Raw genomic sequence first — 24,299 nt, forward strand, 5'->3', positions numbered from 1 at the left:
CAATACAGCATCAAAATTTAGGCAAAGATGGAAAAACTATACAAAATTGCTTCCAATGAAATTTGTTACCATTGTGGCGAATTGCTTGATTGCGTCATACATAGCCTTGACAACCACGATTTTTGTTGCGCAGGCTGTAAAACCGTCTATAAAATTTTATCAGAAAATAATCTCTGCAATTACTACAGCTACAACGATACGCCCGGGAAAAGGATTCAAAATAAGCGTCATTTTGAATATTTAGAAGAAGCTTCAATAATTACGCAGTTACTGGATTATCAACATGAAAAAGCAAGCATTATTACCTTCTATATTCCTGCAATTCATTGTAGTTCTTGCATCTGGCTTTTAGAACATCTCTATAAAATTAACGAAGCAATTTTTTCTTCCAGAATCGATTTTTTAAAGCGCCAGGTTACCATCGGCTTTAAACATGAAGAAATTTCCCTTAGAAAACTCGTTGAAACTTTGGCAGATATCGGTTACGAACCACTTATTAGTTTGCAAGATGTCGTAAAAGAGCATGGTAAATCTATAAACAAAACCCTCGTTCAAAAAATTGCTGTTGCCGGTTTTTTAATGGGCAATGTTATGCTTTTCAGTTTTCCGGAATATTTTGGGCTAAATGGATTTGAATCGCAATTTCAAAAGCTTTTTGGCTGGCTGAATCTAGCATTTTCTATTCCGGCAGCATTGTATTGCGGGAAAGAATATTTTACATCAGCCATTACAAGTTTAAAACATAAACAAATTAACCTCGATACGCCACTTGCGCTAATTATTACTGTGCTATTTATGCGCACAGCTTTCAACATTATTTTTGATAGGGGACCTGGTTTTGCAGATACCCTAACTGGCTTGGTTTTCTTGCTTTTAATGGGTAAATGGGTGAAGCAGCGAACCTACCACCACATATCATTTGAAAGAGATTACCGGTCCTACTTCCCCCTTGCGGTAACCAAATTGGAAAACGGTAAAGAAACACCTATTGCGATAGAAAAGATAAAAATTGGAGATAGGTTATGGATACGAAACGGAGAAATTGTGCCTGCTGATGCGATTTTAATGAAGGGTGATGCCTGGATGGACATGAGTTTTGTTACCGGGGAATCAGAACCAATTGCTAAAATTTTGGGCGAAATTATTTATGCCGGTGGACGGCAAACTGCCCAGGCAATTGAAATTGAAGTGATTAAACCGGTTTCTCAAAGTTATCTGACTGGTTTATGGAATAATGACAACTATCAGGCTCGCTCAAAAAAACAGACTTTTAATGATAGCATCGCAAAGTATTTCAGTCTGGTCGTTTTCATAACTGCTTTTGGTGCAGCGGTCTATTGGCTTTTTGAAAATAATACACAAAAAGCATGGGCCGCATTTACGGCAGTTATTATTGTGGCTTGTCCTTGTGTGCTGTCCTTAAGTACACCATTTACACTTTCTGCAATTTTATCAATTTTTGATAAAAAAGGATTTTATGTAAAAAATACAGATGCAATTGAAGCATTTGCCGCTTGCGATACGATAATTTTCGATAAAACAGGAACCTTAACGACCGCGGATAATTCAGAACTATTATTTACGGGTTTTCTCGATTATCACGAACAGGTGCTCGTTGCATCATTGGTTAGAAATTCTGCCCATACACTCAGCCGGCAAATACTACAAAACCTTTCATGCGCCAATTACCTGCCGGTTTCGAATTACATGGAAATACCAGGGAAAGGAATTACTGGCGTTATTCACAATAGCGCGCTATATCTGGGAAATACAGGTGTTTTACCCGAAACGTTAAAAAATATTCAGCATAATGGTGTTCATTTTGTAATAGATAAAGAATATAAAGGTTGCTTTCAATTAAGGCAACAATGGCGTGAGGGCTTGCCTGAACTGCTGAATCAACTTGCAAAAAACTTTAAGCTTCATGTTTTGTCTGGTGATACTGACCACGAATATTCGATACTTAAAACTTTATTTCCCGGTAATTCAAGGATAAACTTTAAAGCAAATCCCCACCAGAAATTAGAATATGTTTTATCAGAGCAACAGAGAAGTAAGAGCGTTATCATGCTTGGTGATGGATTAAATGATGCAGGCGCATTAAAGCAAAGCGATTTTGGAATTGCCATTACCGATAACATAAACAATTTTACGCCTGGTTGCGATGCAATCCTAACGGGAAAGAATATTGGCTTGCTCCCAAATTTTGCTGCACTCAGCCGGGATGGTTTAAAGGTTATTAAAATAAGCTTTGCGATTGCTATCCTATACAACTGTATTGGCATTTATTATGCCGTTCAGGGGACTTTATATCCATTAATTGCTGCCGTTTTAATGCCAATAAGCACCATTACAATTATATCTTTTACCTCTGTCGCTACGCATTTTTTCGCCCGTAAAAACAGATTATGAACATACTTTACTTTCTGGTTGGTTGTAGTGTACTTATGGCAGTAATATTTTTGGCAGCTTTTTTCTGGGCATCAAAAACGGGTCAGCATGATGATGTTTATACTCCTGGTGTTAGAATTCTTTTCGATGATGAAGATAAAACTGATGAAAATCACTTTTCAAGGCAATCATCATCATAATTGGGATCCCACCACTCCAATACCTTTGCGACACTAATACTAACAAACCTTTCTTATCTATATGCAGTTAGAAAAATTTACTTACGACAATAAGATTGTCCGCGATTTTGGTATTGCAACAATTGCATGGGGCCTTATCGGTATGACAGTAGGTCTTATTGTTGCTATCCAGCTTTTTACACCAGGCATGAATCTGGGTAATCAGTACACCACCTTTGGCAGAATCAGACCTTTACACACAAATGCGGTAATTTTTGCCTTCGTCGGCAATGCTATTTTTATGGGTGTTTATTATTCTCTTCAACGCCTGCTCAAAGCGCGTATGTTTAGTGATGCGCTGAGTAAAATTCACTTTTGGGGATGGCAGCTCATAATTCTGTCTGCAGTAATTACGCTACCACTGGGTTTTACAACATCTCACGAATATGCGGAACTGGAATGGCCTATTGATATTGCCATCACTTTAATTTGGGTGGTATTTGGTATTAATATGTTTGGTACAATATTTAGAAGAAGAGAACGCCATTTGTACGTTGCCATTTGGTTTTACATAGCTACGTTCGTAACCATAGCGGTATTGCATATTGTAAATTCTTTTGAATTACCAATCTCTTTTATGAAGAGCTATTACGTGTATGCGGGCGTTCAGGATGCGCTTGTACAATGGTGGTACGGACATAACGCAGTAGCCTTCTTTTTAACAACGCCTTACCTGGGAATGATGTATTATTTTCTTCCAAAAATGGCTAATCGTCCGGTGTATTCTTATAAATTAAGTATCCTCCACTTCTGGTCTTTAATATTTATTTACATCTGGGCCGGTCCGCACCACTTATTATATTCTTCATTGCCTGGATGGGCGCAATCTTTAGGCGTAGTATTTTCAATTATGCTGATTGCTCCAAGCTGGGGTGGTATGATTAATGGTTTGCTAACACTAAGAGGCGCCTGGGATAAAGTAAGAGAGGATGTGACTTTAAAATTTATGGTCGTTGCGCTAACCTGCTATGGGATGGCAACCTTCGAAGGACCTTTATTATCTATTAAACAAATCAATGGCGTTGCACACTTTACCGATTGGATTGTTGCGCACGTACACGTAGGTGCATTAGGTTGGAATGGATTTTTAACTTTTGGCGTTTTGTACTGGTTAATCCCCCGTATTTATAAAACAGATTTATACTCTAAAAAAATGGCTCGTTTCCATTTCTGGATAGGCACTTTGGGTATTCTTTTTTACGCCGTACCGATGTATTGGGCTGGCTTTACCCAGGGTTTAATGTGGAAAGAATTTACCGCTGAAGGTTTGTTGAAATACCCGAACTTTTTGGCTGTGACCTTACAAATTATTCCGATGCATGTTTTCAGAGCTGTCGGAGGCGCATTTTATTTAACGGGTGCTATTTTTATGGCTTATAATTTGGCCAAAACCATGTTAAAAGGTAAGCTGGTTGCAAATGAAAATGCAGAAGCGATGGCTCTGGAAACGGTTCTGGCAGATACCAATCCCATGGATAAATCCTGGCACCGCATTTTAGAGCGTAAGCCAATGAAGTTTATGGTAATGTCCTTAATTATCATTTTAATTGGTGGTATGGTGGAAATGATGCCAACTTTTACCATCCAGTCGAATGTGCCAACCATAAAAAGCGTGAAGCCTTACACCGCTTTAGAGTTGCAAGGAAGGGACTTATATATCCGCGAAGGTTGCGTGAACTGCCATTCACAAATGGTCAGACCTTTTCGCTCTGAAACTGAACGTTACGGGGAGTACAGCAAGGCCGGAGAATTTGTCTATGACCATCCTTTTTTATGGGGAAGTAAACGCACGGGACCTGATTTACATCGTTTAGGTGGCAAATATTCAGATGCCTGGCATTTCAATCATTTGGTCGACCCAACATCTATGTCGCCCGGAAGTATTATGCCCCCTTACCCATGGCTGGTAGACCAGAAGTTAGACATTACGACCACGCCGGGAAAAATCAGGGCAATGCAAACTCTTGGTGTTCCGTATCCGGACGGTTTCGAACGTGAGGCTAATGATGAGCTAAAAAAGCAATCAGAAAAAATAGCTGCTGAGCTAAACCAGAACAACATTAAAGTAAACAGCGATAAGGAAATTATTGCCATTATTGCTTATCTGCAGCGCTTAGGAACGGATATTAAAACCAATAAAGAAAATATTCCATCTAATCAATAAATCTCATGTTCGAACAAATAAAAAACCTGGCAGGTAGAGAATTTTATCTAATTAGTTCATTAATAATCTTCCTCTTCTTTTTTATTCTGGTGAGCATTTACCTCGTAAAATTGAATAAAAACCATATACGAATGATGAGTAAGTTACCATTGACCGATAACGATACAGAACATGAAGAAGATTAATTTAACCTTGCTTTTAAGCTTAACATCTGTAATTGTGTTTGCTGCTGATGAAGCTTCGGTGGCAGAACTTCCAAAATCAGATCCAAAATTATTGGGCTTAAACCAGCCTGATTTAGTGATTTTAATACTGTTGATTTTTGCGGCTGTATTGCTTTTTGTATCCATTACCTTGTTAAACGCATTTAAGGTGATGTATAAGGAACAACTAAATCCAACACCACTTAAACTACCCGTTATGGATAAGGCTCTGGATTACGACAGCTGGCTAAAAACTAAGAAAACAAAGCGGTCCATCTGGAATAAAGTTTTAGGTTTAAAACCCATTGAAGAAGAAAAGAATCTGATTATAGAACATGCTTATGATGGTATCCATGAGCTAAACAATCCTGTTCCCGGCTGGTTTAACTTTCTTTTTTACGGAACTATTTTATTTGGTGCAGGCTACTTGTTCTACTATTATATTGGTGGTTATGGTTTAAATCAAGACCAATTGTACGAAGCTGAAATGGCAAAATCTCTTGAGGAAAAAGCAATTTATCTTGAAAAATCTGCAAACACAGTTGATGAAAATTCTGTAAAATTCGATAATTCGGTTGCGGTTTTAGAATCAGGGAAAAACATTTTTAGTGGTAATTGTGCGGTTTGCCATGCGCCAACAGGCGGAGGTATAATTGGTCCGAATCTTACCGATGATTTCTGGTTACATGGTGGCGGGGTAAACAATGTGTTTAAAACCATAAAATACGGAGTACCAGAGAAAGGCATGGTGAGCTGGGAAAAACAACTTTCGCCAAAGCAAATCAGTGATGTAACCAATTATATTTTATCATTACATGGTACAAATCCGGCTGGAGCAAAAGCGCCACAAGGCGAAAAATATGAAGAAAAAAGCCCGGCAGATAATGAAATGAAAGAAGATGATTCAAAAAAATAAAGCCGAGCAAAAAAAAAGCAGGAACTTTCTTTATCCTAAAAAACCTTCAGGAAAACTTTACAACTATCGTAAATGGCTAAGTTATGTTTTATTGCTTTGTTTGTTCAGCTTTCCTTTTTTGAAATATAAAGGAGAACAATTGGTTTTATTAAATTTTCTGGAAAGAAAATTTGTATTCTTTGGATTGATTTTCACGCCGCAGGATTTTTATCTTTTTGCTTTCGCAATGCTCATTTTTATACTCTTGGTTATTTGTTTTACAGTTATTTTGGGTAGGTTATGGTGTGGCTGGATCTGCCCTCAAACTATTTTTATGGAAATGGTTTTCCGGCGAATAGAATATTGGATCGAAGGGGATGCTGTCCGTCAGAAAAAATTAGACAAACAACCCTGGAATAGCGAGAAAGTTTTAAAAAAAGGGGGTAAACATTTTATCTACATCGTTATATCGTTTGCCATCGCAAATACTTTTTTGGCTTATTTAACCGGCTCTGAAGTCTTATACAAAATCATTGCTGAACCTATAACATTACATCTTTCAGGTTTCATTTCGATATGTTTTTTCACGGCGATATTTTACGGTGTGTTCGCCTATGCGCGGGAAGTCATCTGTACAATAATTTGCCCCTATGGAAGACTGCAGGGCGTTTTATTGGACAATCAGAGTTTAATTGTTGCCTATGATGAAAAGCGTGGTGAACCCAGAGGAAAACTATCGAGGAACCTGTCTGATGTCATGGGCGATTGTGTTGATTGTGCATTATGTGTGCAGGTTTGTCCTACCGGAATTGACATTAGAAAGGGAACTCAACTTGAATGTATTAACTGCACGGCTTGTATAGATGCCTGTGATGGGGTGATGCTAACAATCAATAAACCCAAACGGTTGATCGGGTTTTACAATAACGATTACATTAAGTTCAGAAAAACATTTAAAGCAGGAACAAAAGCTTATGGTTATGCTGCTGTTTTAGCCATAGCTGTTTTGCTCTTTTCATCATTAATTTATAAAAGGGAGCATGTGCAGACCACGGTTTTGCGGGCGAGTGGAACACTTTTCCAACAGCTACCGGATGGAAAAGTCAGCAATTTATATACCGCCGAATTAATCAATAAGACCAACAAAGAAATACCATTTACCTTCCGATCGTCGCAAGAAACCGATAGCCTAATTTTTATTCAAAAAGAGCAGTTTTTGCCAAAGGAAGGAACGGTTTATTTAACCTTTTTCCTGGTTAAAAAACCTGTAACGATTAAGCGTTATAAGAGCGAAGTGAAGTTTGAAGTTTTGACCAATAATTCAATTATAAGCACAGCCAAGACAAGTTTCTTTGCAAATCCAAATTAATATGAACTGGGGAGGAAAACTGATTTTAGCCATGCTTATTTTCATTGCGTTTATTTTAGCAATGGGAGCATTTATGTTAAATAAGCAAAGTAATGATGCACTTGTAGAAGGTAATTACTACGAAAAGGGGCTAACCTATGACAAGGAATACCAGGCTAAACAAAACACAATTGACGATGGGCAAACACCAATCATTATTATCAACGAAAAACACATGGTTATACAAATGAAAGATAGTACTGATTATGAGTTGCGTTTAATCCGCCCATCTGATGCAAAAGCGGATAAGAAATTAAATGGACATACCATAGGGGATAAAAATTTGATACTAATAGCAAAAAAGCCACAGGATAAAGGCTTGTGGTTTTTGGATATCGACTGGAAAGTCAACCATAAAAATTATCGTTTTAAACAAAATATTACACTTTGATAAACTTTTTTCCATTGGCTTTTTTAATGGGTTTATTTGGTTCCCTGCATTGTGCTGTAATGTGTGGGCCGATAATGTTATCATTGCCCATGCAAAGAAGGAGTTTATTTGAGGGCGGTTTAAGCTTGCTTCTGTATCAATCTGGAAGAATTCTCACATATACAGTACTAGGTTTTATTGCAGGCTGGATTGGGCAAACATTCAGCATAATTGCTAATCAGAAAATATTGAGCATCAGCCTGGGAATGATGTTAGTTTTAATGCCCATTATACAGTTTAGTGCAAAGTATGGGAAAGTGTTAAGTAAGGTGCAACTCGCATTTGTTAATCCGATGAGTAAACTGACCTCAAAAGTTTTTAAATTACCTTTTTGGGAATTTTTTGCAGGGGCTTTGAATGGTATTATTCCTTGCGGGATGGTATACCTGGCGTTCGCTACCGCGATTAATTCTGCTAACGCTACAGGTGGTGCTGAGTTTATGTTTTTGTTCGGATTAGGCACGGCACCACTATTGATCATGATTTCTTTAGGCGGCATTTATTTAAAACGCTACATCCGGTTCAATACTAATAGGCTGATTCCCTGGTTTATGTTATTTGTTGGGATGCTCTTAATTTTAAGAGCCTGTGAATTGGGTATTCCTTTTATATCCCCGTATACAAACACACATTTTAGCAAAGGCGCAATCTGCAAGTAAATAGGCAGCTCAGCTGTTTAAAAATTTTAGATTTTTCTCATTTACCACGGCACTCCTGTGATGGAAAAAGTCATTTGGCTAATCTAGTAATCCAGCGAACAATAAACGCCTAAGGGTATGGGCAGTTAGGATATCATTTCTTCAAAATTGGAATGATTATCTGATTTTGACAAACAGATATGTCAGTCTAACCCGATAATCTCCTCGGCCGGAGAGACTGACATCCATCGTAACATCTCCATCGTTTTTTATCCGGTACACCATTAAAATACTTATCCCGGACGTTGCTGGAATACACTTTCTACATTCTTTATCTGCGCAAAAAAGGTGATTAAGGATTGCAGTTTTAGATCATTCAGATAGCCGAATATTTCACTTGCCATCCGGTTCTCGATACTCAATAAAACATTTGAAATTCCTAGGAAGTTTGCCCCGAGCATAGGCTGTGTATAATAGATTTGTCTCTTTTAAATCCTCAATCCCATAAAGGATTACAACAGGAGCGGGTCCTATTCACCTTGAAAGGAAATCCGTTCGGTGCAAAAGAGTCAAAAGCACCTACCGGGATTGAAATCAGGGATAAAAAGGCTATAAAAATGATTATAATCTTTGGTCCTATGACTTCTTTTCTGTGCTGAAGCCATCGCTTTGAAATCATCACCTTATTGGCTAAATGAAAATATTAGATTAAACAGAACTTTACTTATTGACTGTTTTCTCAAAAAGCAGAAAATGTTGCAGAGGCAAAAATGTACCGTTTTTGACCAGTTTAAAACCATTGGCTGCTAATTCTTTTTTCGCTTGCTTTACACTCATCTTATGCTCAGCTTTTATGGCCACCGCAGGATCCTCCTCTTTGTACTCGAGTAGCAGAAGCTTGCCATCTGGCTTAAGTGCCTTGCTCAAAGCAGCCAGATAGGCTACAGGGTCTTCTAGTTCGTGATAAACATCCACCATAAATGCCAGGTCGATGGAATTGGGTGGTAAGTTAGGAGAAATTTCTGTACCCTTAATCACTTCAACATTGAATAGTTTATCATCAAGAGCTTTTTTTTTGAGATAGGCAATTGCATCATTTTGAATCTCCACAGCATAGACTTTACCCTTTGGAACGCGATGGGCAACCCGGGAAGTGTAAAACCCCGAGCCTGCACCCACATCGGCAACTACACTATTGCTTTTTAGCGGCAGGGAAGCGATGGCTAATGTGGTGTTTTCTTCCTGCGCTCGGCTGTTGCGTTCCAGCCAGTCTACACCCTCAAAACTCATGACGTGAGCAATCTCTCTACCCAAATAAACCTTTCCAGTACCATTAAAAGGTGGTTTTTTGAACGTGTAAGGTGATTTATCCTGGGAAAATGCAGTATTTAAACATATGACAAGACATAGGGAAAGAAGAAGCTGAGCTATTTTCATAACGATATGGGTTAGAGTAGAAACGCTAAGTATCCCCGAAAGTTTCTAATAATCGTCTTTTAATACATCGCATCCGATTTTCATCTATCACCTCGCTAGTCCTGTGTGATGTCAAATCTATAGAACGTTTATTTTGACCGAAGGTCTTAAAGCAGTAAGTAAACAAAATGAAGTAATTCAGAAACCTCATATGTAGTTTCAGTGAGAACCCTGGTTGTGAAGGGATGAATTGTTAGTGTGAGGTCGGTTTATTTCTTCAATCAGGGTTCTTTGTTCCTGTATTAATTTTTTTGTGTACAAATTTGTTTCCTCTAAACCACCCCAGCTTGATGCCCAGGATTCATTATTATTTATATTGGGAAACATTTTTTTATGCAACTGAAAATTTGGCGCGCAAAAGGCCTTCGATTAGTTTAACAATGTATCGGATTAAGGGCTTATAAGCAATCTAACAGATGCCTGAACTTTATAATGGCATTCTAAAATTTTTCATTTCACAGAAGTTATAATTTAAAAAGTTAGCCTCTGAAAAAGAAAGTGTGAATTGCCGTTGAAAGGGTGAAAGCAAATCGATAGCAAACGACTTTTTGGGATAATAACCCTACTACCTTCTCAATAAAAAACTATTCAGAGGCTTACCGACGCGGTAATCATTTTCAACTGCCTCTACTTTAAGTTTCCGATTTAAAATCAAGTCAGATTTTATAGACCTTTTTAATAAATTTTAACGACTGTAACGGAATGTTTTAATGAAGTCATACTTTGTTAAGTTAATTATTCCTTTTTTGAGCAAACTTCTATCTCTATAATAACGATTTAAGTATCCTTAATATTTGATATAATCCAATTTCGCTGTGATCTTTATCAAATTAATAAGCCAGTAGAGATTGGCCTGATTTCATTAGGAATAAACTTAATGCAAATTACTGCTAATCTTTTTGAAGAAGCCTTAGTTGGATTGGTTTTTTCAATATCCATTACGAGCTTAATTTTAGTTTTGTAGATTTATCTGCTTTAACGCATTTACCTATCAATTTAAGCCTGAATGCTACTGCGACAACTCCAAAAACCCACAACTTTGCGGATTATTTGTAAATTAAATACTACCTTGTACCGCAAAAATGCAATGAACGCTTTTATCCCTATAGTTTTCTTCAGTTATTTGGGCTTTAATTACACAAGTGTAGATCCCCTGAAGGGCAAAGATTTGTTTGGAAGTCCAAAAGAAATTAAGGAAGGTTGGCTCGGCTACTTGAAGTCAAAAACCAACGTCCTTAAATTTAGCAATGTTCCAATGTTTATCATAGATAAGCCTGATGGTACGCACGCGAAGATATTAGGGATCCCGAAGAACCCAAACCTATGGGCTTCTAAATTCATAGGCAAAACGACTGTGGAAAAAGTAGCCATATCGAAGACTCTAATTCAAGGGATACATACCCATTCGATGGGTGAAGCTGTTTTTAAAGTATTTGCTATAGTGCAAAGATCAGATAAATCGAACTTGGCAAATCCAAAAGGAAAATCCATTCAAGCTAAGTTCCCTTACAAAGTATCGGTATATCAAAATGAAGGGCTTAAATGGAACCCAATTTTAGAAAGGGTAATAAATAATATTGAGGCTTATCAAAAACTACAATACGAGATTGCCATTAACTACTAAAGCAGAAACCTATCCCTTGCATAAGGTCAGCGAATTTATAATATAACCTATGTTAGATGAATTGGAATGATGACTTTTTGTAGCCGTTAGGGTAATGAAGTGTTTTTCGCTTTTCATAATACTGATAAAGTAGGCTCTTACTTTCCAAATGCAATGTAAGCATGAAATCTTTACTTTACTGATTTATTTTCACTCTGAGCGAACAATATACTTATTGAGTTGGCTGGGCATTAACCCAAACTTCTTTTTAAAAGAATGAGAAAAATGCGAAAGGCTTTCAAAGCCCAAATCCAAATAGATAGCTGAGGGTTTTAGATGCTTGTTTTCAATCAAAGATTTTGCTGCATCTAATCTTCGGGATAGCAGCCATTGTCGAGGTGGAAGAGCAAATGCTTTTTGAAAATCACGTTTAAATCCTGCGAGGCTCCTGCCGGTTAGCTGAGCGAATTTTTCTACTGGTACATTAAAATGAAAATTATTAAGCATGAACTTTTCTAGATCAATTTTGTGAGGTTCTGCGTAATCAAACAAAAAATACCGTAATGCAGGAAGCGCCAGCAGCAATAATTTAATGCCTTCTTTGACTTTTAAAATCCCCATCTCATCGGTCATGGTTGCCCCCGAACTTCTAGCATAAGGAACGATGGATTGAAAATAGCCCTGCAAAAATTCATTTGAGGGAATCAGAAGGTTTGGGCTTCCGATGTATTTGTCCTGGGATTTAATTTTTTCTTCTAGTGCAATTTTGCGCATTAAGTCTTCTTGAAGTGATATTACAATGGTCTCATAGCTTCCGTTCTCGCTGGGTGTTTTGGTAAGCGTGCCCAATTGGTTTTTTCCAATCAGCAACATTTCCCCCGCCCCCATGGAAATGCTTTGTGCGGAGGTTTCCAGTTTAAATTTACCGGAAACCTGCAGTATCAAAGTATGGTGATTCCAGAAACATGCTTTCTGTTTCTTTTGCGTAGAGAGATAAGAGTAAAAAATTACACCCGGAAGAATTTCTGTTGGACTTTCCATTTATCGCGCTAAATATGTACTCCCTTTGATGGCATCTATTGCAAAAGTACTATTTAATGTGTTCATTTCTTCTTTGCTAAACTCGATTTCCATTGCAGCGATATTTTCAGCCAGGCGGGATCGTTTGCTCATACTCACTAAGGGCATGATATGTTGGCTCTGCTGTCTTACCCAAGCGATCGCAAGCTGTGTCGGGGTAAATCCCTTTGCGGACGCCAAACTTTTCAGTACTTCGACTTTTTGAAGATTATTTACCAGATTTCCTTCTTGAAATCTGGAAAAATGCTGTCGGTAATCCTTATCACTAAGTGGTGCGCTTAATCCGCCGCTCAATAAACCTTCAGCAGTGTTTGCAAAAGCGACGACGGCTATCCCTAAATCTCTGGCTGCTGGGAGCAATTCATTTTCTATTTGCCTATCCGCTAACGAGTAGCCGATTTCCAGTGCGCTTATCGGATGAACATCGTTGGCTTTACGCAGCTGCTCGGCAGTTATTTCGGATACACCGATGTGACGGACTTTTCCCTCCTTGACCAGTTGAGCTACCGTTCCGATAATATCCTCTACTGGGACGCTACCATCCATCCGGCTAGGTTGATATAGGTCAATGGTTTCGGTGCCAAGTCTGGTGAGTGAGTAATTGATAAAGTTTTTAATTGAATTTGGCTTAAGGTCAAGGCCTAGCCATTGACCGTTATGGAAAATCGCACCAAATTTGACACTGATAAATGCCTCATGCCGTCTCTCTTTTATCGCTTTTCCGATGAGCAGTTCGTTGTGGCCAGCGCCGTAAAAATCGCCGGTATTTAAAAAGTTGATGCCCAGATCCAAGGCCTCATTAATAGTAGCAATACTTTCTGTTTCATCAGGGGTAGGTCCTCCCCAGATTGAAGACATTCGCATGCAACCCAGCCCGAGGCTGGATACGAAAGGACCATCCTGGCCCAATTGAATTTGATTGAAGTTTTTCATATCACAAATATCTATCAGAGAAAGGAAATAAAATTGTCTGCACGGCTCAATTAATTTGCTTATACGGCTCATGCTTCCGATCTTAAAAAAACAAACCACCTCACTGCCGAACGAAAGGATATTGAAGGAATGGATTCTGTATCTGCTTATTTTCAGAGTAATAACAAGCGAGACAATGTGTCAAAACATGAACCATTGATACATTGAATGTTCAAGATCTGGCAACTATTGTGGATATGCTACAAGTGAGTAATGAGTTCTCTTGGATTGGTCAATCCGCTACGAAATTACCTGGTCGATGAAGCCGAAATCTTCACCTATGGCACCGAAGAGAATATGTATTCTATAAGCTTGGTACAGAAAGAAGTCACCATGGATAATTTATTTGTGCCTTAGTACAAGGTATCGAAAGGATTCAAAATGCTGCTTTTACTGGATTGTTTTGCCCACTAAAAACCAAAATTTTAGGCAAGCACCTATACTTTTACCCTAATTCTATTACAGGAATTGCAAATATTTACCCTAATTCTGTTACATGCATCTCAACATCTACCCTAATTCTATGTCCAATTATTAATTTATTTCAGCTTGTTTCGTGAAGATATGTAGGGATTAGCAGCGAAAATAGATAAGTAAGTTGCACAAATGCTTGCGCTTTTAGTATTATACCTACTCGACTTAACTTCTACATAAGTCCTAGCATTTATGCAGATGGTTTCATTCTCCATCGCCTCCGCAGATTAAATGGATTTATGAGAATTTAGGTGAGATTACTGGCTTAGATTTTTGGACTCACATAGAGGAGAAACTTGCAGGTGTTAATTGGAATAAGAGAAGCCTATGTCATAAAATCCCAAGAAATACTTGAACACTAGAATTTATACGTTATTATATTCATAATGGTGGTAAAATCTCTCTGCTTTGAAATTCTTTAAGGCTATGTATTATCTTTAAAAAGTAGGATTTCAAAGTTCTACAACGTTTGAGAGCGTTAATTTAGATTAGAACAGGTGTATGGATTTATACCTGTTCTTTTTATATCACAAAATTGATACTTGCTTGATTATCAGTGAGGTTAATTAAAAATTATATTTGTAACGGTCATCTGGAACTAACTGAGGACTAATTTAGGTTACCTTAATCAAGATATTAATCGATGATTAACGTTTTTGTTTTAAAGCACTTACGGGGTAAGTGCTTTTTTATTTCCAAATAATTTAAACAATTGTTGGTGTTAATGGTTTAATATTGCACATCCATCTACCGATGGTCGACATATATTTGGTTTAAAATAGCAGGGTTTTTTTCTCTGCTTTTTTTTTATTTTATGATTCCATATCTAAAAGCCATCAGAACAAGTTCCACAGCATTCCTTGCTCCAAAATTTCTCATTAATGCATCTCTATTTCAAGCAACGATACGTCTGCTTAGGAACGTTTTGACGCCTTTGGAAAACTCGTCCAATAGGAGCTGATCTCACGCATTAGTTCATCCTAGTTCTACTTTGTGTTTCCAAGAATAGTTTCAATTATTGCCTCTAAAAAGGAATTATTGTCTTTCTGAATCAGATAGATTTAAAATTATAAAACTAAAGCAAATAAGCAGAGTTGTAAAAAAGTACAACTTTAAAATTTAAGCTTATGAACGATAATAAAATGAGCCGTCGTAAAGCGCTCAGTGGGTTAACACTTGCCATGGCAGCAGTTGCAGCCACCCCGGTTTTAACTCATGCATCTCAGCCTTTGGATTTGAATTTTCAACCTGCAGATCTTCAAGATCCAACCACAAAATATCCAAGACCACCCTTTACTCATCAAAATCAGCCTTGGCCTGCATTGGCAAGTAAAATGGAACCAAGACCTGATCATGGAGAAACCAGCTATAAAGGTTCTGGCAGATTAGCTGGTAGAAAAGCATTGATAACCGGGGGAGATTCGGGTATGGGTAGAGCTGCGGCAATTGCCTATGCCCGGGAAGGTGCTGATGTAGTCATAAATTATCTCCCGCAAGAAGAACCGGACGCAAAAGAAGTTATTGAACTGATAAAAAAAGCCGGTAGAAAAGCAGTTGCAATTCCTGGTGATATTCGAGATGAGGTTTTTTGTAAAAAATTGGTCGATGAGGCCGCCAAGCAATTGGGAGGTTTAGATATTTTAATCAGTAATGCAGCGCGCCAACAATCCAACCCTTCCGTGCTAGACATTACTACAGACCAATTCGACTGGACTATCAAAACTAATATTTATGCACCTTTTTGGATAATCAAATCAGCAATACCCTATTTAAAACCGGGCTCATCAATAATTGGAACTACGTCTGTACAGGCTACGGATCCTTCACCAGATTTATTCGATTATGCTTTAACGAAAGCAGCAACAACAAACTTTATTAAGTCGCTGGCAAAGCAATTAGGTCCAAAAGGCATAAGGGTAAATGGAGTAGCACCGGGTCCAATCTGGACACCTCTTCAAATGGGTGGCGGTTCTACCCCTGAAAAATTGAAAGAATTTGGGAAAGATACTCCACTTGGAAGACCCGGACAACCGGCAGAACTGGCATCTATTTACGTACAGCTGGCTGCCAATGATGCAAGTTTTTCAACCGGACAAATTTATGGTGCAGCCGGCGGTAACGGTCAGCCATAATATTGATGATTTTTCTCTATTGGAAAAATATTTAATAACAAAGGGATTCAATTATTCGATCCCTTTGTTGGTTTAAAAGACTTACAGGTTGTCTACCTGTTCTAACCAGTTAACAACGTATTCTGCAACTTCTTCCCACCCGGGTTCGCCGCAAATATAGTGGCTTCTTCCTGCAAACTCTTTAAAACTTATGATGCTTGATGGATCTGTGTAAGCATCAAAATTTTTCAGCGTTAATGTATTTGGAATAATTTCATCTTTTTCACCAGCGATCAATAAAAGTGGTGCATGTGGTGCTTCAACGTCGATTTTGCCATCATCGCCCATGCAATCCCGTAGAACGTTTCGACTATCATGCGTAGCAAACTCATTAAAGGCTTGACTAGAGGAAGCTTCATCTAATGTATTTGCAAAAGAGCCATGAAAAGCCTTATCATCCATAAAGAAAGGCTCGTTACCCTTGAATGGATTTGCAATTAATGCACTGTTTTTAAAAAAGCCCCAGTCGAAATCAAGCATACCATTTGGCGCTACAGAATTAATTGCCACACCTGAGGCAGCCAATCCTTGATTTATGAGCAACTGAACAATTAATCCACCCACGGAGTGACCAATAACTATTGGATGTTCAGTTTCAGAAACAACACTCTTTATTTTAGTTATAATATCCTGCAAATGCAAATCTCCCAATCCTTCTGGTGGGTTGGCCCTTAATGTAGCAGGCTCTCCATCATGTAATGGCCATGCCGGGGAAATACAGTTGTAACCTTGTAATGAGAAGTATTCTTCCCATTTTTTCCAGCTTTTTGGATTTTGGAACATTCCGTGTATAAAAATGATATTTTTCATTGTGATTCTTTTATGTACTTCTACAACATTACTTCTATACGCTGAGTTTTCAAACAATTTGCTTTATTCGTTTAAGAAGTGGCATTCCAATTATACAGTAACAGTTAAATGTTAGTATCAATTCTCCAAAGAAGTGTGACTTTCACCTTGTACTTTCACAATAGCAGTAAAAGTTCCATTTAACGCTATAACGACTTCTGGTACATCATCCATTCGGTGGATTCTGGACTTTTTAATCTCAGTATAGTTTCTTCCTAAGTAATTACTTCCTTATTCAATGCATTATTAAGAAATATTCCGTTGTAAAAAAAAGTGTCTTTACTAAATTCATAATCGCCTCCGACCTCTGAGATTTTTTGGCCGTCCATGCAAGCGCGTATTGGAGCAGTATGATAATAACCGGTGCAATTAGTCCTACTGCTAATGTAACTTCAGGCAAAATCATAGATGCTAAAGTAGAGCTTAGTATTAAAACAACCCCAAATTAAAAGCCTATAGCTTTGCTAGAGTTCTTTTTTTTCCGAAATACGGATGAAAATAAATATGTGGGTTTAGGCTACAATTGCTAAAAAAGCTACACTGCCCAGGCGTTTCCTCAAAAATAAGTGTTTACATAAAATAAATAAATATTTTAAGTTCAGCGTATCATTAGACTATTAAATGTAGAAAAAACAGGCGATTTGCTTAATAACTACCTATTCAAATTTAAGTTGCATTCCGGTTGCTGGCGCCATGCATATCAACATTTTAACAATTTGAGTTAGTTTGAGCAAGCCAACAGCTCTATAGCTAAAGGGCTATTTTTTATTGAATGCTTTTAAAACCATTGCAGTAACCAAAGCACCAGAAAGGTAATAGGCAACAGTCAATATTTTTGTTTTTGATGTCCTAGTTACAGGCTCATCATCAAGCCCCATTTTTTCAAGCAGGTTAACTGCACCAACTATCAACCCTTTTTATAATATCATAAATATCAAAAGGCTTGACAATTAAATCATCCGCCTGGCATTTCTTGCGGATTTTTTCGATTTGCGTATTGGACGTCATCATCACCACCTGGCGTGTTTGAAAGCTTTGGATCCTTTTTAACAAGTTTGCAGATATCCAGACCATTTCCGTCAGGAAGCATTACGTCCAGTAGGCAAAGGTCCGCTTTCAGGGTATTAAAACCTGCCATCAGGGGGATAAGGGCACTAAACTTTTAACTGTATAGTTTTTTTCTTCCAAAAGGATGGTCAGGATTTCAGTGATTTCTTCACTGTCCTCAAGGATACAAGTTACTTTATTTGTTTTCTGGCATGCCCACAAGGGGCTATTTTTGCATAATTTTATGCAAAACTTTCAACCCATGTTTATTTTAAACAATGATAATTTAACGTATTTCTTTCCTGAAACTATGCCCGCGCATATCAACAATAGACCCAAAATAAGGTTTTTAAATAGAGACAACTCAAGGCTTTAAATCAAAACCGCATGGAGTGCTTATAAAACAGATTTTAAAATCTTTTAGGAAAGCCTTTGCGTTTATTATATCAAACGACGGTGAAAACCCGGAAACAGAATTCGCTGAAAATCTATAACAGAGTAGGCAGGAAACAAAACTTGAATATTATGAAAATGCAAGAATTGAATTTAAACGAAATGAAAGAAATTAACGGTGGCGGTATCCTTGGTAACAATGATTCTGCAAGTTCTGGTGGTTTGGGCGGTGCGCTGAATATTGGCAATCTGTTATCATTCTCCAACACAACAACTGATGGAGATGAGTCCAGCAGTACCTCGTTCTCACTGGGGAATAACATTGGTGGCAGCTTAGCTGGTATCTCTGATTCCTTAAGATCATAAGCTGAAAGCTTATCTGAATGCAAAGGGTGTATCTTTTAAAAAAGGGTACACCCTTTTTTAGTTATATTTGTCAGCTAAGCACTTACGAGATTGTCACAAAACGCCTTCCCACTAAACCAGAATTACCGCACCCTGTTTGCCACACCTTGGCTAATACTGACTTTCTATTTCAGTAAAATACGGGGTTATTAGCTCTTTCATGTCCTAGTGGAGCTTTTTTTCTTCCCCTCCTTTGTATCAGCATGCTCATCACTTTGAGTATGCTTGTCTGGAAAATCTTTCCCGAATGTTTTGTCGATGGCCAGGGACAGACCGCTTTTAAAATTAACACAGAGTATTTGATCATCGGCCTTCTTAGAGATTTCGCTAGGAATCATCAACTCATTTCGGAATTTAAGATCACTGGATTCCGGCGTAAACTGGCCGTTTTGATGATTTGGTTACTAGTATGTTATAGTTGTATTGCTGATTTTCTCGAACTGGTCAGTCGGCTACGGAATCTCTCGTTCTGTGAATCCGAAATCTCCAGTTTAGTTTTTGAGTAGATTTTTTAAGATGTCTGTCGTATGTTAGATGATTCGCAGCTGAAGCCCATCTTCGTGGTAAATATACCTTGCTCATCTTGATAATCCCTCAAGTTTAACATAGTCCGGGGTATGGCTTAGCAGGTGGACAATTGTAATAACAGTTTTTTTATGAGTTACAGATGTATGATGGATAAACCGGATTATATTGAGCCCGTCTAACCGGAGATAAATTTGCTATAAAGTTTTGCTTATCTGCATTTTAGAGAATTGGCAAAAAGTGGTCAAGTTAATTGGTTTATGCACCTATATTAGGATGTTGCAAAAAGCACAATTATTCAATGCAACAATCCATGGAGCAGATATGTATCAAACGCTACAGGTATTAAAGGCAAGCGATGCGTTCGAAGAAGGGGAAGATTATATTCTAAAAATTGTGAAAAGCTAAATTCCAATTCAAAGCAAACCATTAAACAAACATATTTTGCTTCGAACGCTAATGAACTGACCAAAGTCTCCGTAATATACACCATTCACCCGGGCCGGCATTTGATAGCGTTTTTCACATTATAATGTGAAAAATATCCACAGTTCACACAAAAACCAGCTTTTTCGCTATAATTCACATTATAATATGTTTTAGCGATTACCGATTACTATATCAAGGTTATTTTCGATACTGATGTAGCGTTAATCCTCATATTTCCGTTTAAATGATAAACCATAAGAAAATCAATCCGATAAAAAACTTAAGGTTGCTTACCCCTAAAACAAAGCAAATGAAAAGAATCCTTGTTTTTATTTTCGCGATCAGTATGCTCGTCGCTTGTTCAAAAGAGAAGATTACCGGCCAGTCCGGACCAGAAATCCGCTTGTCCAACAGCAGCCAGCAAACCTTTAAGAACATCATTGTCAATACCGGAACCGGAGAAGTAAATTTCGGCGATTTGGACGCCGAAAAAAAGACAGCCTACAAGAAATTTACTAAAGCGTACAGCTATGCCTTCGTTAAACTGGAAATCGATGGAAAAACATACACCATCCAGCCCATTGATTATGTCGGAGAAACGCCACTAAAAGATGGCCGCTATACTTACCAGATAAGCGTCAATGTCAACCAGGGTCAATACAGTAACTTAGGCTTAAAATTAATCGAAGAATAAGAAAGCAAATCGCTTGCCCGGATTTATTGCTTGCCTTTGATCTGAAATTGAGTTCAGAGCCGCCAGTAGAGGTATGATCGAGGCGCGTTAGAAAAGTATTAAAACCAAAAGATCAAAAACAGCAAAGGCACCAAATGAACGGTGCCTTTATCAAATAATAATATCAATTCTTAATCCATGAGCTCAATCAGAGCCCTTGCAGTAGGTCCGGCCGAAAGCGGGTTTTGGCCGGTGACCAGCAGCCCGTCTACTTCCACATGAGAGAGGAAAGGCACCAGTGCTGTTTTCACATCCGCCCCAAGCTTTCCCAGCGTCTCTTCTAATAGATAGGGCACATTGCCCGCTCTGCCCACTAGCTTTTCTTCCATATCACTAAAGGCAGCAACCATTTTCCCTCTTAAAAATCCCGGCCGCTGGCCCTCCGCACTAATTAGCGCCGCAGGCCCGTGGCATACCATTCCAACTGGTTTGCCAGCATCCAGAAGATCCAATATCAATATCCCGCTGTCATTATCCCTGGCCAAATCCCAAATAGGTCCATGACCGCCCGGATAAAATACGGCATCATATTCCGATGCAGAAAGCTGGTTCAGTGGCACCGTATGTGAAAAGGCATGTTTGGCTACCGCATCATCCAAAAAGCGGCGGTTTGACCCCGTGATATGCTCGGTCAGTTCGCTCATCGGATCTACCGGTGGCCTGCCGCCCTTGGGACTGCTTAGAGAAACCGAATAGCCTGCATCAATAAATTCATAATATGGGTCGGTAAACTCACCCAGCCATACACCCGTCTTGCCATCCGTATTTTCCATCTCACTGTGAGAGGAAAGCACCATCAGTATCTTTTTCATCTTTTGTTATTTAATATCGTTCGGAGCGATTTCATTGCCTTCCTCATCAATCTGCTGATGGGCATTCCAGTTACCCTCATTCGCTGGGCCTTGAGCTTCCGTAGCCCCGTTTTTATTTTCTTCCCGCTCCTGCGGATCTTTGTCTTTTGGATCTGTCATCATCATATTTTTAAATGAACAACAATCCAGCATGCCAATGGTTCGGGAAAAATAATTCAGGTCCGAATCATACAGCAATGCTCATTTCCAAAGATTTCTCTTATATTAGTTATCGAGAGCGTTAATTTAGATTAAAAGGGTACTGATGAAAATCGGTATCCTTTTTCATTCTTAATACAAGCACTGTTCAAAATCATTCAAACAGCTTCTCAATAAATCAGGCCTATTGAAGTTCATAAGACTCCCGGAGATACACAAACAGTCCCGGGCGAACCTCATCCACTCGGGAAATCCGGATATGGTTCTCAAATTTTTTGCCTGAGGGGATACTTTTAACCACTGGTTTTTCAACATGTGCAACCGATGAATAAAATTTGATATCCATTTCCTTCTTCATCGGCCTTATAATCAAAAAACCAACCATTTTGGTAAACACGATACAATTTGGCGTTACTCCTATAAGCACATCCGGCCAGCCGGATACCTCCGCCAGAATTTTATCAAAGGCCAATACCAGCTCGGCGGAACGCCCGACAAATAGACTGTCCAAATCTACCTGCTGGCAATAGTGGCGGTAGTTATTCCAGGGCAGTTCACGATCACATTTCGGGCAGGTCCAGCTCATCGTCCATTTTTTTTATTACCACAGCGAAATTGATGCCAATGCCTAAACAGCGCAATCCCACAGCGCTATCAGCATTTATTGTCTGCCAAATCAATCAGGCGGGAGTTCTGTTATCTCTATATGGGATCCACAGTCCGATATCAAAGCCAAAATTTTAATTTACTGTCCACGTTTTTATTATTCGTATATGATCAGAGTTTATAATAAGCTACAGACTATTAAGAAGGCCGAAAAACTAATTTTTGTAAACAAGACTTACTGAATCGTCATGAGTAATGGAACTTTTATTAAAACAGAAAATTATCTATCAACAGCCAAAACACTATATTTGGACAATGTTTTGGCTGCGGATAAAATTGTTTTAATCTCTTGGTTTGAAACTTCAAAAGTCTTTCAGTCTTACCTGGTAAAATTTATCGAAAGTGGTAATCCCAATGTAGACGGTCTTTCCAGATGTTTTGGCCTTCAAAGCAGCATTCCCAAAGTTATGATTATTGATAGTGACAGTAAATCTATACCTGAAAAGAATGGCAAAAGGTCTATGCAGTTTGATGGAATACTGAATCCATAGTTCAATTCTTTCGTGATGCCTTTAATTTGTTTGTCATCAAGTGCTAATCCAATCTTGGACTAACCAATTAATTTGAACCCGTTGTAACAATTTAAAATTATTTGTAAGATCACTAATAAATAGAGTGTTAGGAAGAAAATATTTTTGGCGTGAAGGGCTCAATCGTAGTCGGTTTAGCCAATAAAGTGAAAATTCCTACGAAAGCAGGGATTTTTTATAACCGTTTTTTACGCACCCTATTTAGGTAGTTCAGCCACCGGCTTACCCTTCATTCCTTGGTTGACCAGATAGCCAATAAATTTAGAGAAGGTGCTGAAATCCTGTTCAACACTGGCATTCTCTAGCGCTTTCATTATTCTTTCCGCTTTTCAACTGGTATTACAGTCCATGGGTATCCACCCGATGCTAGCATGGTATTCATCAGAAACCTACCCATCCGTCCATTGCCGTCCATATACGGATAAATGAATACAAAAATAAAATGGCCAAGTACAGCCCTCAAATATGCCTCGGTTTCATTCTCCAATAATTCGAAAAATACAGGCATGCAATCCCGCCTCACCTCAACGCCCAGGGATACATGTTGCGGATTTCCAATATAGACCTGATGGCTTCTGTAGCCTGAAAGGTCAGAAGCTTTCAATATTCCCGCTGTTATAATAGGGTCAGACAGCTCGCGGTACCACTTTTGATGATCCTGATCTACCGCTGCGCCTGAATTTTTACCTTTTAGGATACTGGCAAGCGTCTCTTTTACTGCGCCAAAAGCCTGAAAATAGCCACGGGCGGGCCATTGCATCCCATTGTTGTCTATCCTCTTCCCTGTGCTGTGAATTCCTGTTACCGGAACTTACCCGCTCGATGAGTTCAGGGGTAACCTTATAACGCTCTATTGACAGGGAGTGATAAGCATCGGTAATGTATATAGCTTCGACGTTTTCCATATAGGCATCAATATCATTTGGGGCGCCGGGTGCAGCTGGAAAATCCTGGAGCACAACCTCCCGCATTTGTTGCCACATGAGCTTAAGGCGGTTGACAAAAGGAGAAAGTTCTCGCAAGGAAAGATTAATATTCAATTTAACCTGAAAGGGATCATCCTCCCGGACATCGTAACCGGCCTGTCGCATCGTGTCTATAATTTGGTCCGCAATTCGATCGCGCCCAATGTTCCTGAAAGCCCCAGCGAGCCTGCCCGCTATGGTCGTGTGGCAATTATCCAATAAAACCGGCAAAAGCTCGGATGCGTCCCGGATGAGTGAAAGCGCTGTCCTGGCATCAAGCCCATTCCCACTAGAGACGGCTGGGCTACTGTAAATAATTGCCCCTTGTAAGCTGTAGATATTGATTCCCTTTTCATCAGCCAGAAGACCATGCTCAGGTAAATCAACCCTATGGTTGAAAACCGAAGTGTTGTATGGCAACGGAGTGGGATGATTGCCCATATTTTTATTTCTATCATTAAACGGTTAATAATCGGGAAAATCCGAAGACGGATGTGCTATTGTCCATTTATATATTGATCAATCGGAATTTATAAATCTTTTGATACGTTTGTAAATGCTGGGAATACTTTATGTATTAAAAAAATTGAACTAAACTTTTAG

At 38.7% G+C, this 24,299-nt stretch carries 25 protein-coding genes and 1 pseudogene; 15 read left to right on the forward strand and 11 right to left on the reverse strand.

Annotation, left to right across the window (positions count from 1 at the left end; translation table 11 throughout):
* Positions 1–27 precede the first annotated feature (27 nt).
* From QWY86_RS05025 to QWY86_RS05060, 8 genes are all read left to right on the forward strand, one after another.
* Positions 28–2,412: a heavy metal translocating P-type ATPase gene (locus QWY86_RS05025; RefSeq protein ID WP_290239423.1), complete on the forward strand. Its 2,385-nt coding sequence runs from the start codon at positions 28–30 to the stop codon at positions 2,410–2,412.
* Positions 2,409–2,591 (forward strand): cbb3-type cytochrome oxidase assembly protein CcoS, encoded by a 183-nt coding sequence (ccoS, locus tag QWY86_RS05030; RefSeq protein ID WP_290239425.1) that lies wholly within the window; start codon positions 2,409–2,411, stop codon positions 2,589–2,591. Before QWY86_RS05025 ends, ccoS begins: the two co-directional genes overlap by 4 nt.
* Positions 2,592–2,652: 61 nt before the next feature.
* The gene (gene ccoN, locus QWY86_RS05035) at positions 2,653–4,794 is read left to right on the forward strand and encodes a cytochrome-c oxidase, cbb3-type subunit I (RefSeq protein WP_290239427.1); all 2,142 of its coding nucleotides are present in this window, start codon (positions 2,653–2,655) and stop codon (positions 4,792–4,794) included.
* A 5-nt stretch (positions 4,795–4,799) separates the two neighbouring features.
* Complete coding sequence (locus QWY86_RS05040) at positions 4,800–4,979, forward strand: hypothetical protein (protein WP_290239429.1); 180 nt, start codon at positions 4,800–4,802, stop codon at positions 4,977–4,979.
* On the forward strand, positions 4,966–5,913 hold the full coding sequence (locus tag QWY86_RS05045; protein ID WP_290239431.1) for a cbb3-type cytochrome c oxidase N-terminal domain-containing protein: 948 nt from the start codon (positions 4,966–4,968) through the stop codon (positions 5,911–5,913). Before QWY86_RS05040 ends, QWY86_RS05045 begins: the two co-directional genes overlap by 14 nt.
* Positions 5,897–7,261 carry a cytochrome c oxidase accessory protein CcoG gene (ccoG, locus tag QWY86_RS05050; RefSeq protein ID WP_290239433.1) on the forward strand — a complete coding sequence of 455 codons (1,365 nt, stop codon included), beginning with the start codon at positions 5,897–5,899 and terminating at the stop codon, positions 7,259–7,261. The genes QWY86_RS05045 and ccoG overlap by 17 nt, the downstream gene beginning before the upstream one ends.
* Position 7,262: 1 nt before the next feature.
* Positions 7,263–7,691, forward strand: coding sequence for a FixH family protein (locus QWY86_RS05055; RefSeq protein ID WP_290239434.1), 429 nt, complete (start codon positions 7,263–7,265; stop codon positions 7,689–7,691).
* A 26-nt stretch (positions 7,692–7,717) separates the two neighbouring features.
* Complete coding sequence (locus tag QWY86_RS05060; protein WP_290240379.1) at positions 7,718–8,389, forward strand: sulfite exporter TauE/SafE family protein; 672 nt, start codon at positions 7,718–7,720, stop codon at positions 8,387–8,389.
* Positions 8,390–8,661: 272 nt separating this feature from the next.
* Here QWY86_RS05060 and QWY86_RS20080 read toward each other — a convergent pair whose 3' ends face one another.
* Positions 8,662–8,847 carry a DUF1810 family protein gene (locus tag QWY86_RS20080; protein ID WP_353958903.1) on the reverse strand — a complete coding sequence of 62 codons (186 nt, stop codon included), beginning with the start codon at positions 8,845–8,847 and terminating at the stop codon, positions 8,662–8,664.
* 241 nt (positions 8,848–9,088) lie between these two features.
* The gene (locus QWY86_RS05065) at positions 9,089–9,805 is read right to left on the reverse strand and encodes a class I SAM-dependent methyltransferase (protein ID WP_290239436.1); all 717 of its coding nucleotides are present in this window, start codon (positions 9,803–9,805) and stop codon (positions 9,089–9,091) included.
* Positions 9,806–10,931: 1,126 nt separating this feature from the next.
* On the opposite strand from QWY86_RS05065, the gene QWY86_RS05070 reads away from it, so the two are divergent.
* Positions 10,932–11,468 carry a hypothetical protein gene (locus QWY86_RS05070; RefSeq protein ID WP_290239438.1) on the forward strand — a complete coding sequence of 179 codons (537 nt, stop codon included), beginning with the start codon at positions 10,932–10,934 and terminating at the stop codon, positions 11,466–11,468.
* Between the two features lie 189 nt (positions 11,469–11,657).
* Here QWY86_RS05070 and QWY86_RS05075 read toward each other — a convergent pair whose 3' ends face one another.
* Both QWY86_RS05075 and QWY86_RS05080 read right to left on the reverse strand, forming a co-directional pair.
* On the reverse strand, positions 11,658–12,488 hold the full coding sequence (locus tag QWY86_RS05075) for a helix-turn-helix domain-containing protein (protein ID WP_290239440.1): 831 nt from the start codon (positions 12,486–12,488) through the stop codon (positions 11,658–11,660).
* The gene (locus tag QWY86_RS05080) at positions 12,489–13,532 is read right to left on the reverse strand and encodes an aldo/keto reductase (RefSeq protein ID WP_290239441.1); all 1,044 of its coding nucleotides are present in this window, start codon (positions 13,530–13,532) and stop codon (positions 12,489–12,491) included.
* 1,568 nt (positions 13,533–15,100) lie between these two features.
* Between QWY86_RS05080 and QWY86_RS05085 the strand changes: the two genes are divergently transcribed.
* A complete protein-coding gene (locus QWY86_RS05085; protein WP_290239443.1) occupies positions 15,101–16,105 on the forward strand; it encodes an SDR family oxidoreductase in 1,005 nt (334 codons plus the stop codon).
* 81 nt (positions 16,106–16,186) lie between these two features.
* Here the strand turns inward: QWY86_RS05085 and QWY86_RS05090 are convergent, their stop codons facing one another.
* Both QWY86_RS05090 and QWY86_RS05095 read right to left on the reverse strand, forming a co-directional pair.
* Positions 16,187–16,954, reverse strand: coding sequence for an alpha/beta hydrolase (locus QWY86_RS05090; protein WP_290239445.1), 768 nt, complete (start codon positions 16,952–16,954; stop codon positions 16,187–16,189).
* 797 nt (positions 16,955–17,751) lie between these two features.
* Positions 17,752–17,904 (reverse strand): hypothetical protein, encoded by a 153-nt coding sequence (locus QWY86_RS05095; RefSeq protein ID WP_290239446.1) that lies wholly within the window; start codon positions 17,902–17,904, stop codon positions 17,752–17,754.
* A gap of 667 nt (positions 17,905–18,571) precedes the next feature.
* Between QWY86_RS05095 and QWY86_RS05100 the strand changes: the two genes are divergently transcribed.
* From QWY86_RS05100 to QWY86_RS05115, 4 genes and pseudogenes are all read left to right on the forward strand, one after another.
* Positions 18,572–18,799 (forward strand): hypothetical protein, encoded by a 228-nt coding sequence (locus QWY86_RS05100; RefSeq protein WP_290239448.1) that lies wholly within the window; start codon positions 18,572–18,574, stop codon positions 18,797–18,799.
* 224 nt (positions 18,800–19,023) lie between these two features.
* Positions 19,024–19,344 (forward strand): annotated as a pseudogene (locus tag QWY86_RS05105) (MASE3 domain-containing protein); the annotation flags it as partial.
* Between the two features lie 259 nt (positions 19,345–19,603).
* Positions 19,604–19,771 carry a hypothetical protein gene (locus QWY86_RS05110; RefSeq protein WP_290239450.1) on the forward strand — a complete coding sequence of 56 codons (168 nt, stop codon included), beginning with the start codon at positions 19,604–19,606 and terminating at the stop codon, positions 19,769–19,771.
* Positions 19,772–20,102: 331 nt separating this feature from the next.
* Positions 20,103–20,486: a hypothetical protein gene (locus QWY86_RS05115; protein WP_290239451.1), complete on the forward strand. Its 384-nt coding sequence runs from the start codon at positions 20,103–20,105 to the stop codon at positions 20,484–20,486.
* A 170-nt stretch (positions 20,487–20,656) separates the two neighbouring features.
* On the opposite strand, the gene QWY86_RS05120 is transcribed toward QWY86_RS05115, so the two are convergent.
* From QWY86_RS05120 to QWY86_RS05130, 3 genes are all read right to left on the reverse strand, one after another.
* Positions 20,657–21,337, reverse strand: a complete 681-nt coding sequence (locus QWY86_RS05120) for a type 1 glutamine amidotransferase domain-containing protein (RefSeq protein WP_290239453.1) — start codon at positions 21,335–21,337, stop codon at positions 20,657–20,659.
* Positions 21,338–21,343: 6 nt separating this feature from the next.
* Complete coding sequence (locus QWY86_RS05125) at positions 21,344–21,502, reverse strand: hypothetical protein (RefSeq protein ID WP_290239454.1); 159 nt, start codon at positions 21,500–21,502, stop codon at positions 21,344–21,346.
* A 217-nt stretch (positions 21,503–21,719) separates the two neighbouring features.
* Positions 21,720–22,121, reverse strand: coding sequence for a DUF5655 domain-containing protein (locus QWY86_RS05130; RefSeq protein ID WP_290239456.1), 402 nt, complete (start codon positions 22,119–22,121; stop codon positions 21,720–21,722).
* A gap of 268 nt (positions 22,122–22,389) precedes the next feature.
* Between QWY86_RS05130 and QWY86_RS05135 the strand changes: the two genes are divergently transcribed.
* Complete coding sequence (locus QWY86_RS05135) at positions 22,390–22,692, forward strand: hypothetical protein (RefSeq protein ID WP_290239459.1); 303 nt, start codon at positions 22,390–22,392, stop codon at positions 22,690–22,692.
* A 352-nt stretch (positions 22,693–23,044) separates the two neighbouring features.
* Here the strand turns inward: QWY86_RS05135 and QWY86_RS05140 are convergent, their stop codons facing one another.
* Positions 23,045–23,491, reverse strand: a complete 447-nt coding sequence (locus QWY86_RS05140; RefSeq protein WP_290239462.1) for a Fic family protein — start codon at positions 23,489–23,491, stop codon at positions 23,045–23,047.
* On the reverse strand, positions 23,415–24,137 hold the full coding sequence (locus QWY86_RS05145) for a hypothetical protein (RefSeq protein WP_290239464.1): 723 nt from the start codon (positions 24,135–24,137) through the stop codon (positions 23,415–23,417). The genes QWY86_RS05140 and QWY86_RS05145 overlap by 77 nt, the downstream gene beginning before the upstream one ends.
* Positions 24,138–24,299 lie beyond the last annotated feature (162 nt).

The sequence above is a fragment of the Pedobacter aquatilis genome (assembly GCF_030409415.1).
In the GTDB taxonomy this organism is placed as follows: domain Bacteria; phylum Bacteroidota; class Bacteroidia; order Sphingobacteriales; family Sphingobacteriaceae; genus Pedobacter; species Pedobacter aquatilis.

Excerpts from the sequence above, each read along its gene's own strand:
- QWY86_RS05025 (WP_290239423.1), top strand. The coding sequence starts at position 28 with ATGGAAAAACTATACAAAATTGCTTCCAATGAAATTTGTTACCATTGT.
- ccoS (WP_290239425.1), top strand. The coding sequence starts at position 2,409 with ATGAACATACTTTACTTTCTGGTTGGTTGTAGTGTACTTATGGCAGTA.
- ccoN (WP_290239427.1), top strand. The coding sequence starts at position 2,653 with ATGCAGTTAGAAAAATTTACTTACGACAATAAGATTGTCCGCGATTTT.
- QWY86_RS05040 (WP_290239429.1), top strand. The coding sequence starts at position 4,800 with ATGTTCGAACAAATAAAAAACCTGGCAGGTAGAGAATTTTATCTAATT.
- QWY86_RS05045 (WP_290239431.1), top strand. The coding sequence starts at position 4,966 with ATGAAGAAGATTAATTTAACCTTGCTTTTAAGCTTAACATCTGTAATT.
- ccoG (WP_290239433.1), top strand. The coding sequence starts at position 5,897 with ATGATTCAAAAAAATAAAGCCGAGCAAAAAAAAAGCAGGAACTTTCTT.
- QWY86_RS05055 (WP_290239434.1), top strand. The coding sequence starts at position 7,263 with ATGAACTGGGGAGGAAAACTGATTTTAGCCATGCTTATTTTCATTGCG.
- QWY86_RS05060 (WP_290240379.1), top strand. The coding sequence starts at position 7,718 with ATGGGTTTATTTGGTTCCCTGCATTGTGCTGTAATGTGTGGGCCGATA.
- QWY86_RS05065 (WP_290239436.1), bottom strand. The coding sequence starts at position 9,805 with ATGAAAATAGCTCAGCTTCTTCTTTCCCTATGTCTTGTCATATGTTTA.
- QWY86_RS05070 (WP_290239438.1), top strand. The coding sequence starts at position 10,932 with ATGAACGCTTTTATCCCTATAGTTTTCTTCAGTTATTTGGGCTTTAAT.
- QWY86_RS05075 (WP_290239440.1), bottom strand. The coding sequence starts at position 12,488 with ATGGAAAGTCCAACAGAAATTCTTCCGGGTGTAATTTTTTACTCTTAT.
- QWY86_RS05080 (WP_290239441.1), bottom strand. The coding sequence starts at position 13,532 with ATGAGCCGTATAAGCAAATTAATTGAGCCGTGCAGACAATTTTATTTC.
- QWY86_RS05085 (WP_290239443.1), top strand. The coding sequence starts at position 15,101 with ATGAACGATAATAAAATGAGCCGTCGTAAAGCGCTCAGTGGGTTAACA.
- QWY86_RS05090 (WP_290239445.1), bottom strand. The coding sequence starts at position 16,954 with ATGAAAAATATCATTTTTATACACGGAATGTTCCAAAATCCAAAAAGC.
- QWY86_RS05100 (WP_290239448.1), top strand. The coding sequence starts at position 18,572 with ATGCAAGAATTGAATTTAAACGAAATGAAAGAAATTAACGGTGGCGGT.
- QWY86_RS05115 (WP_290239451.1), top strand. The coding sequence starts at position 20,103 with ATGAAAAGAATCCTTGTTTTTATTTTCGCGATCAGTATGCTCGTCGCT.
- QWY86_RS05120 (WP_290239453.1), bottom strand. The coding sequence starts at position 21,337 with ATGAAAAAGATACTGATGGTGCTTTCCTCTCACAGTGAGATGGAAAAT.
- QWY86_RS05125 (WP_290239454.1), bottom strand. The coding sequence starts at position 21,502 with ATGATGATGACAGATCCAAAAGACAAAGATCCGCAGGAGCGGGAAGAA.
- QWY86_RS05130 (WP_290239456.1), bottom strand. The coding sequence starts at position 22,121 with ATGAGCTGGACCTGCCCGAAATGTGATCGTGAACTGCCCTGGAATAAC.
- QWY86_RS05135 (WP_290239459.1), top strand. The coding sequence starts at position 22,390 with ATGAGTAATGGAACTTTTATTAAAACAGAAAATTATCTATCAACAGCC.
- QWY86_RS05140 (WP_290239462.1), bottom strand. The coding sequence starts at position 23,491 with ATGCAATGGCCCGCCCGTGGCTATTTTCAGGCTTTTGGCGCAGTAAAA.
- QWY86_RS05145 (WP_290239464.1), bottom strand. The coding sequence starts at position 24,137 with ATGGGCAATCATCCCACTCCGTTGCCATACAACACTTCGGTTTTCAAC.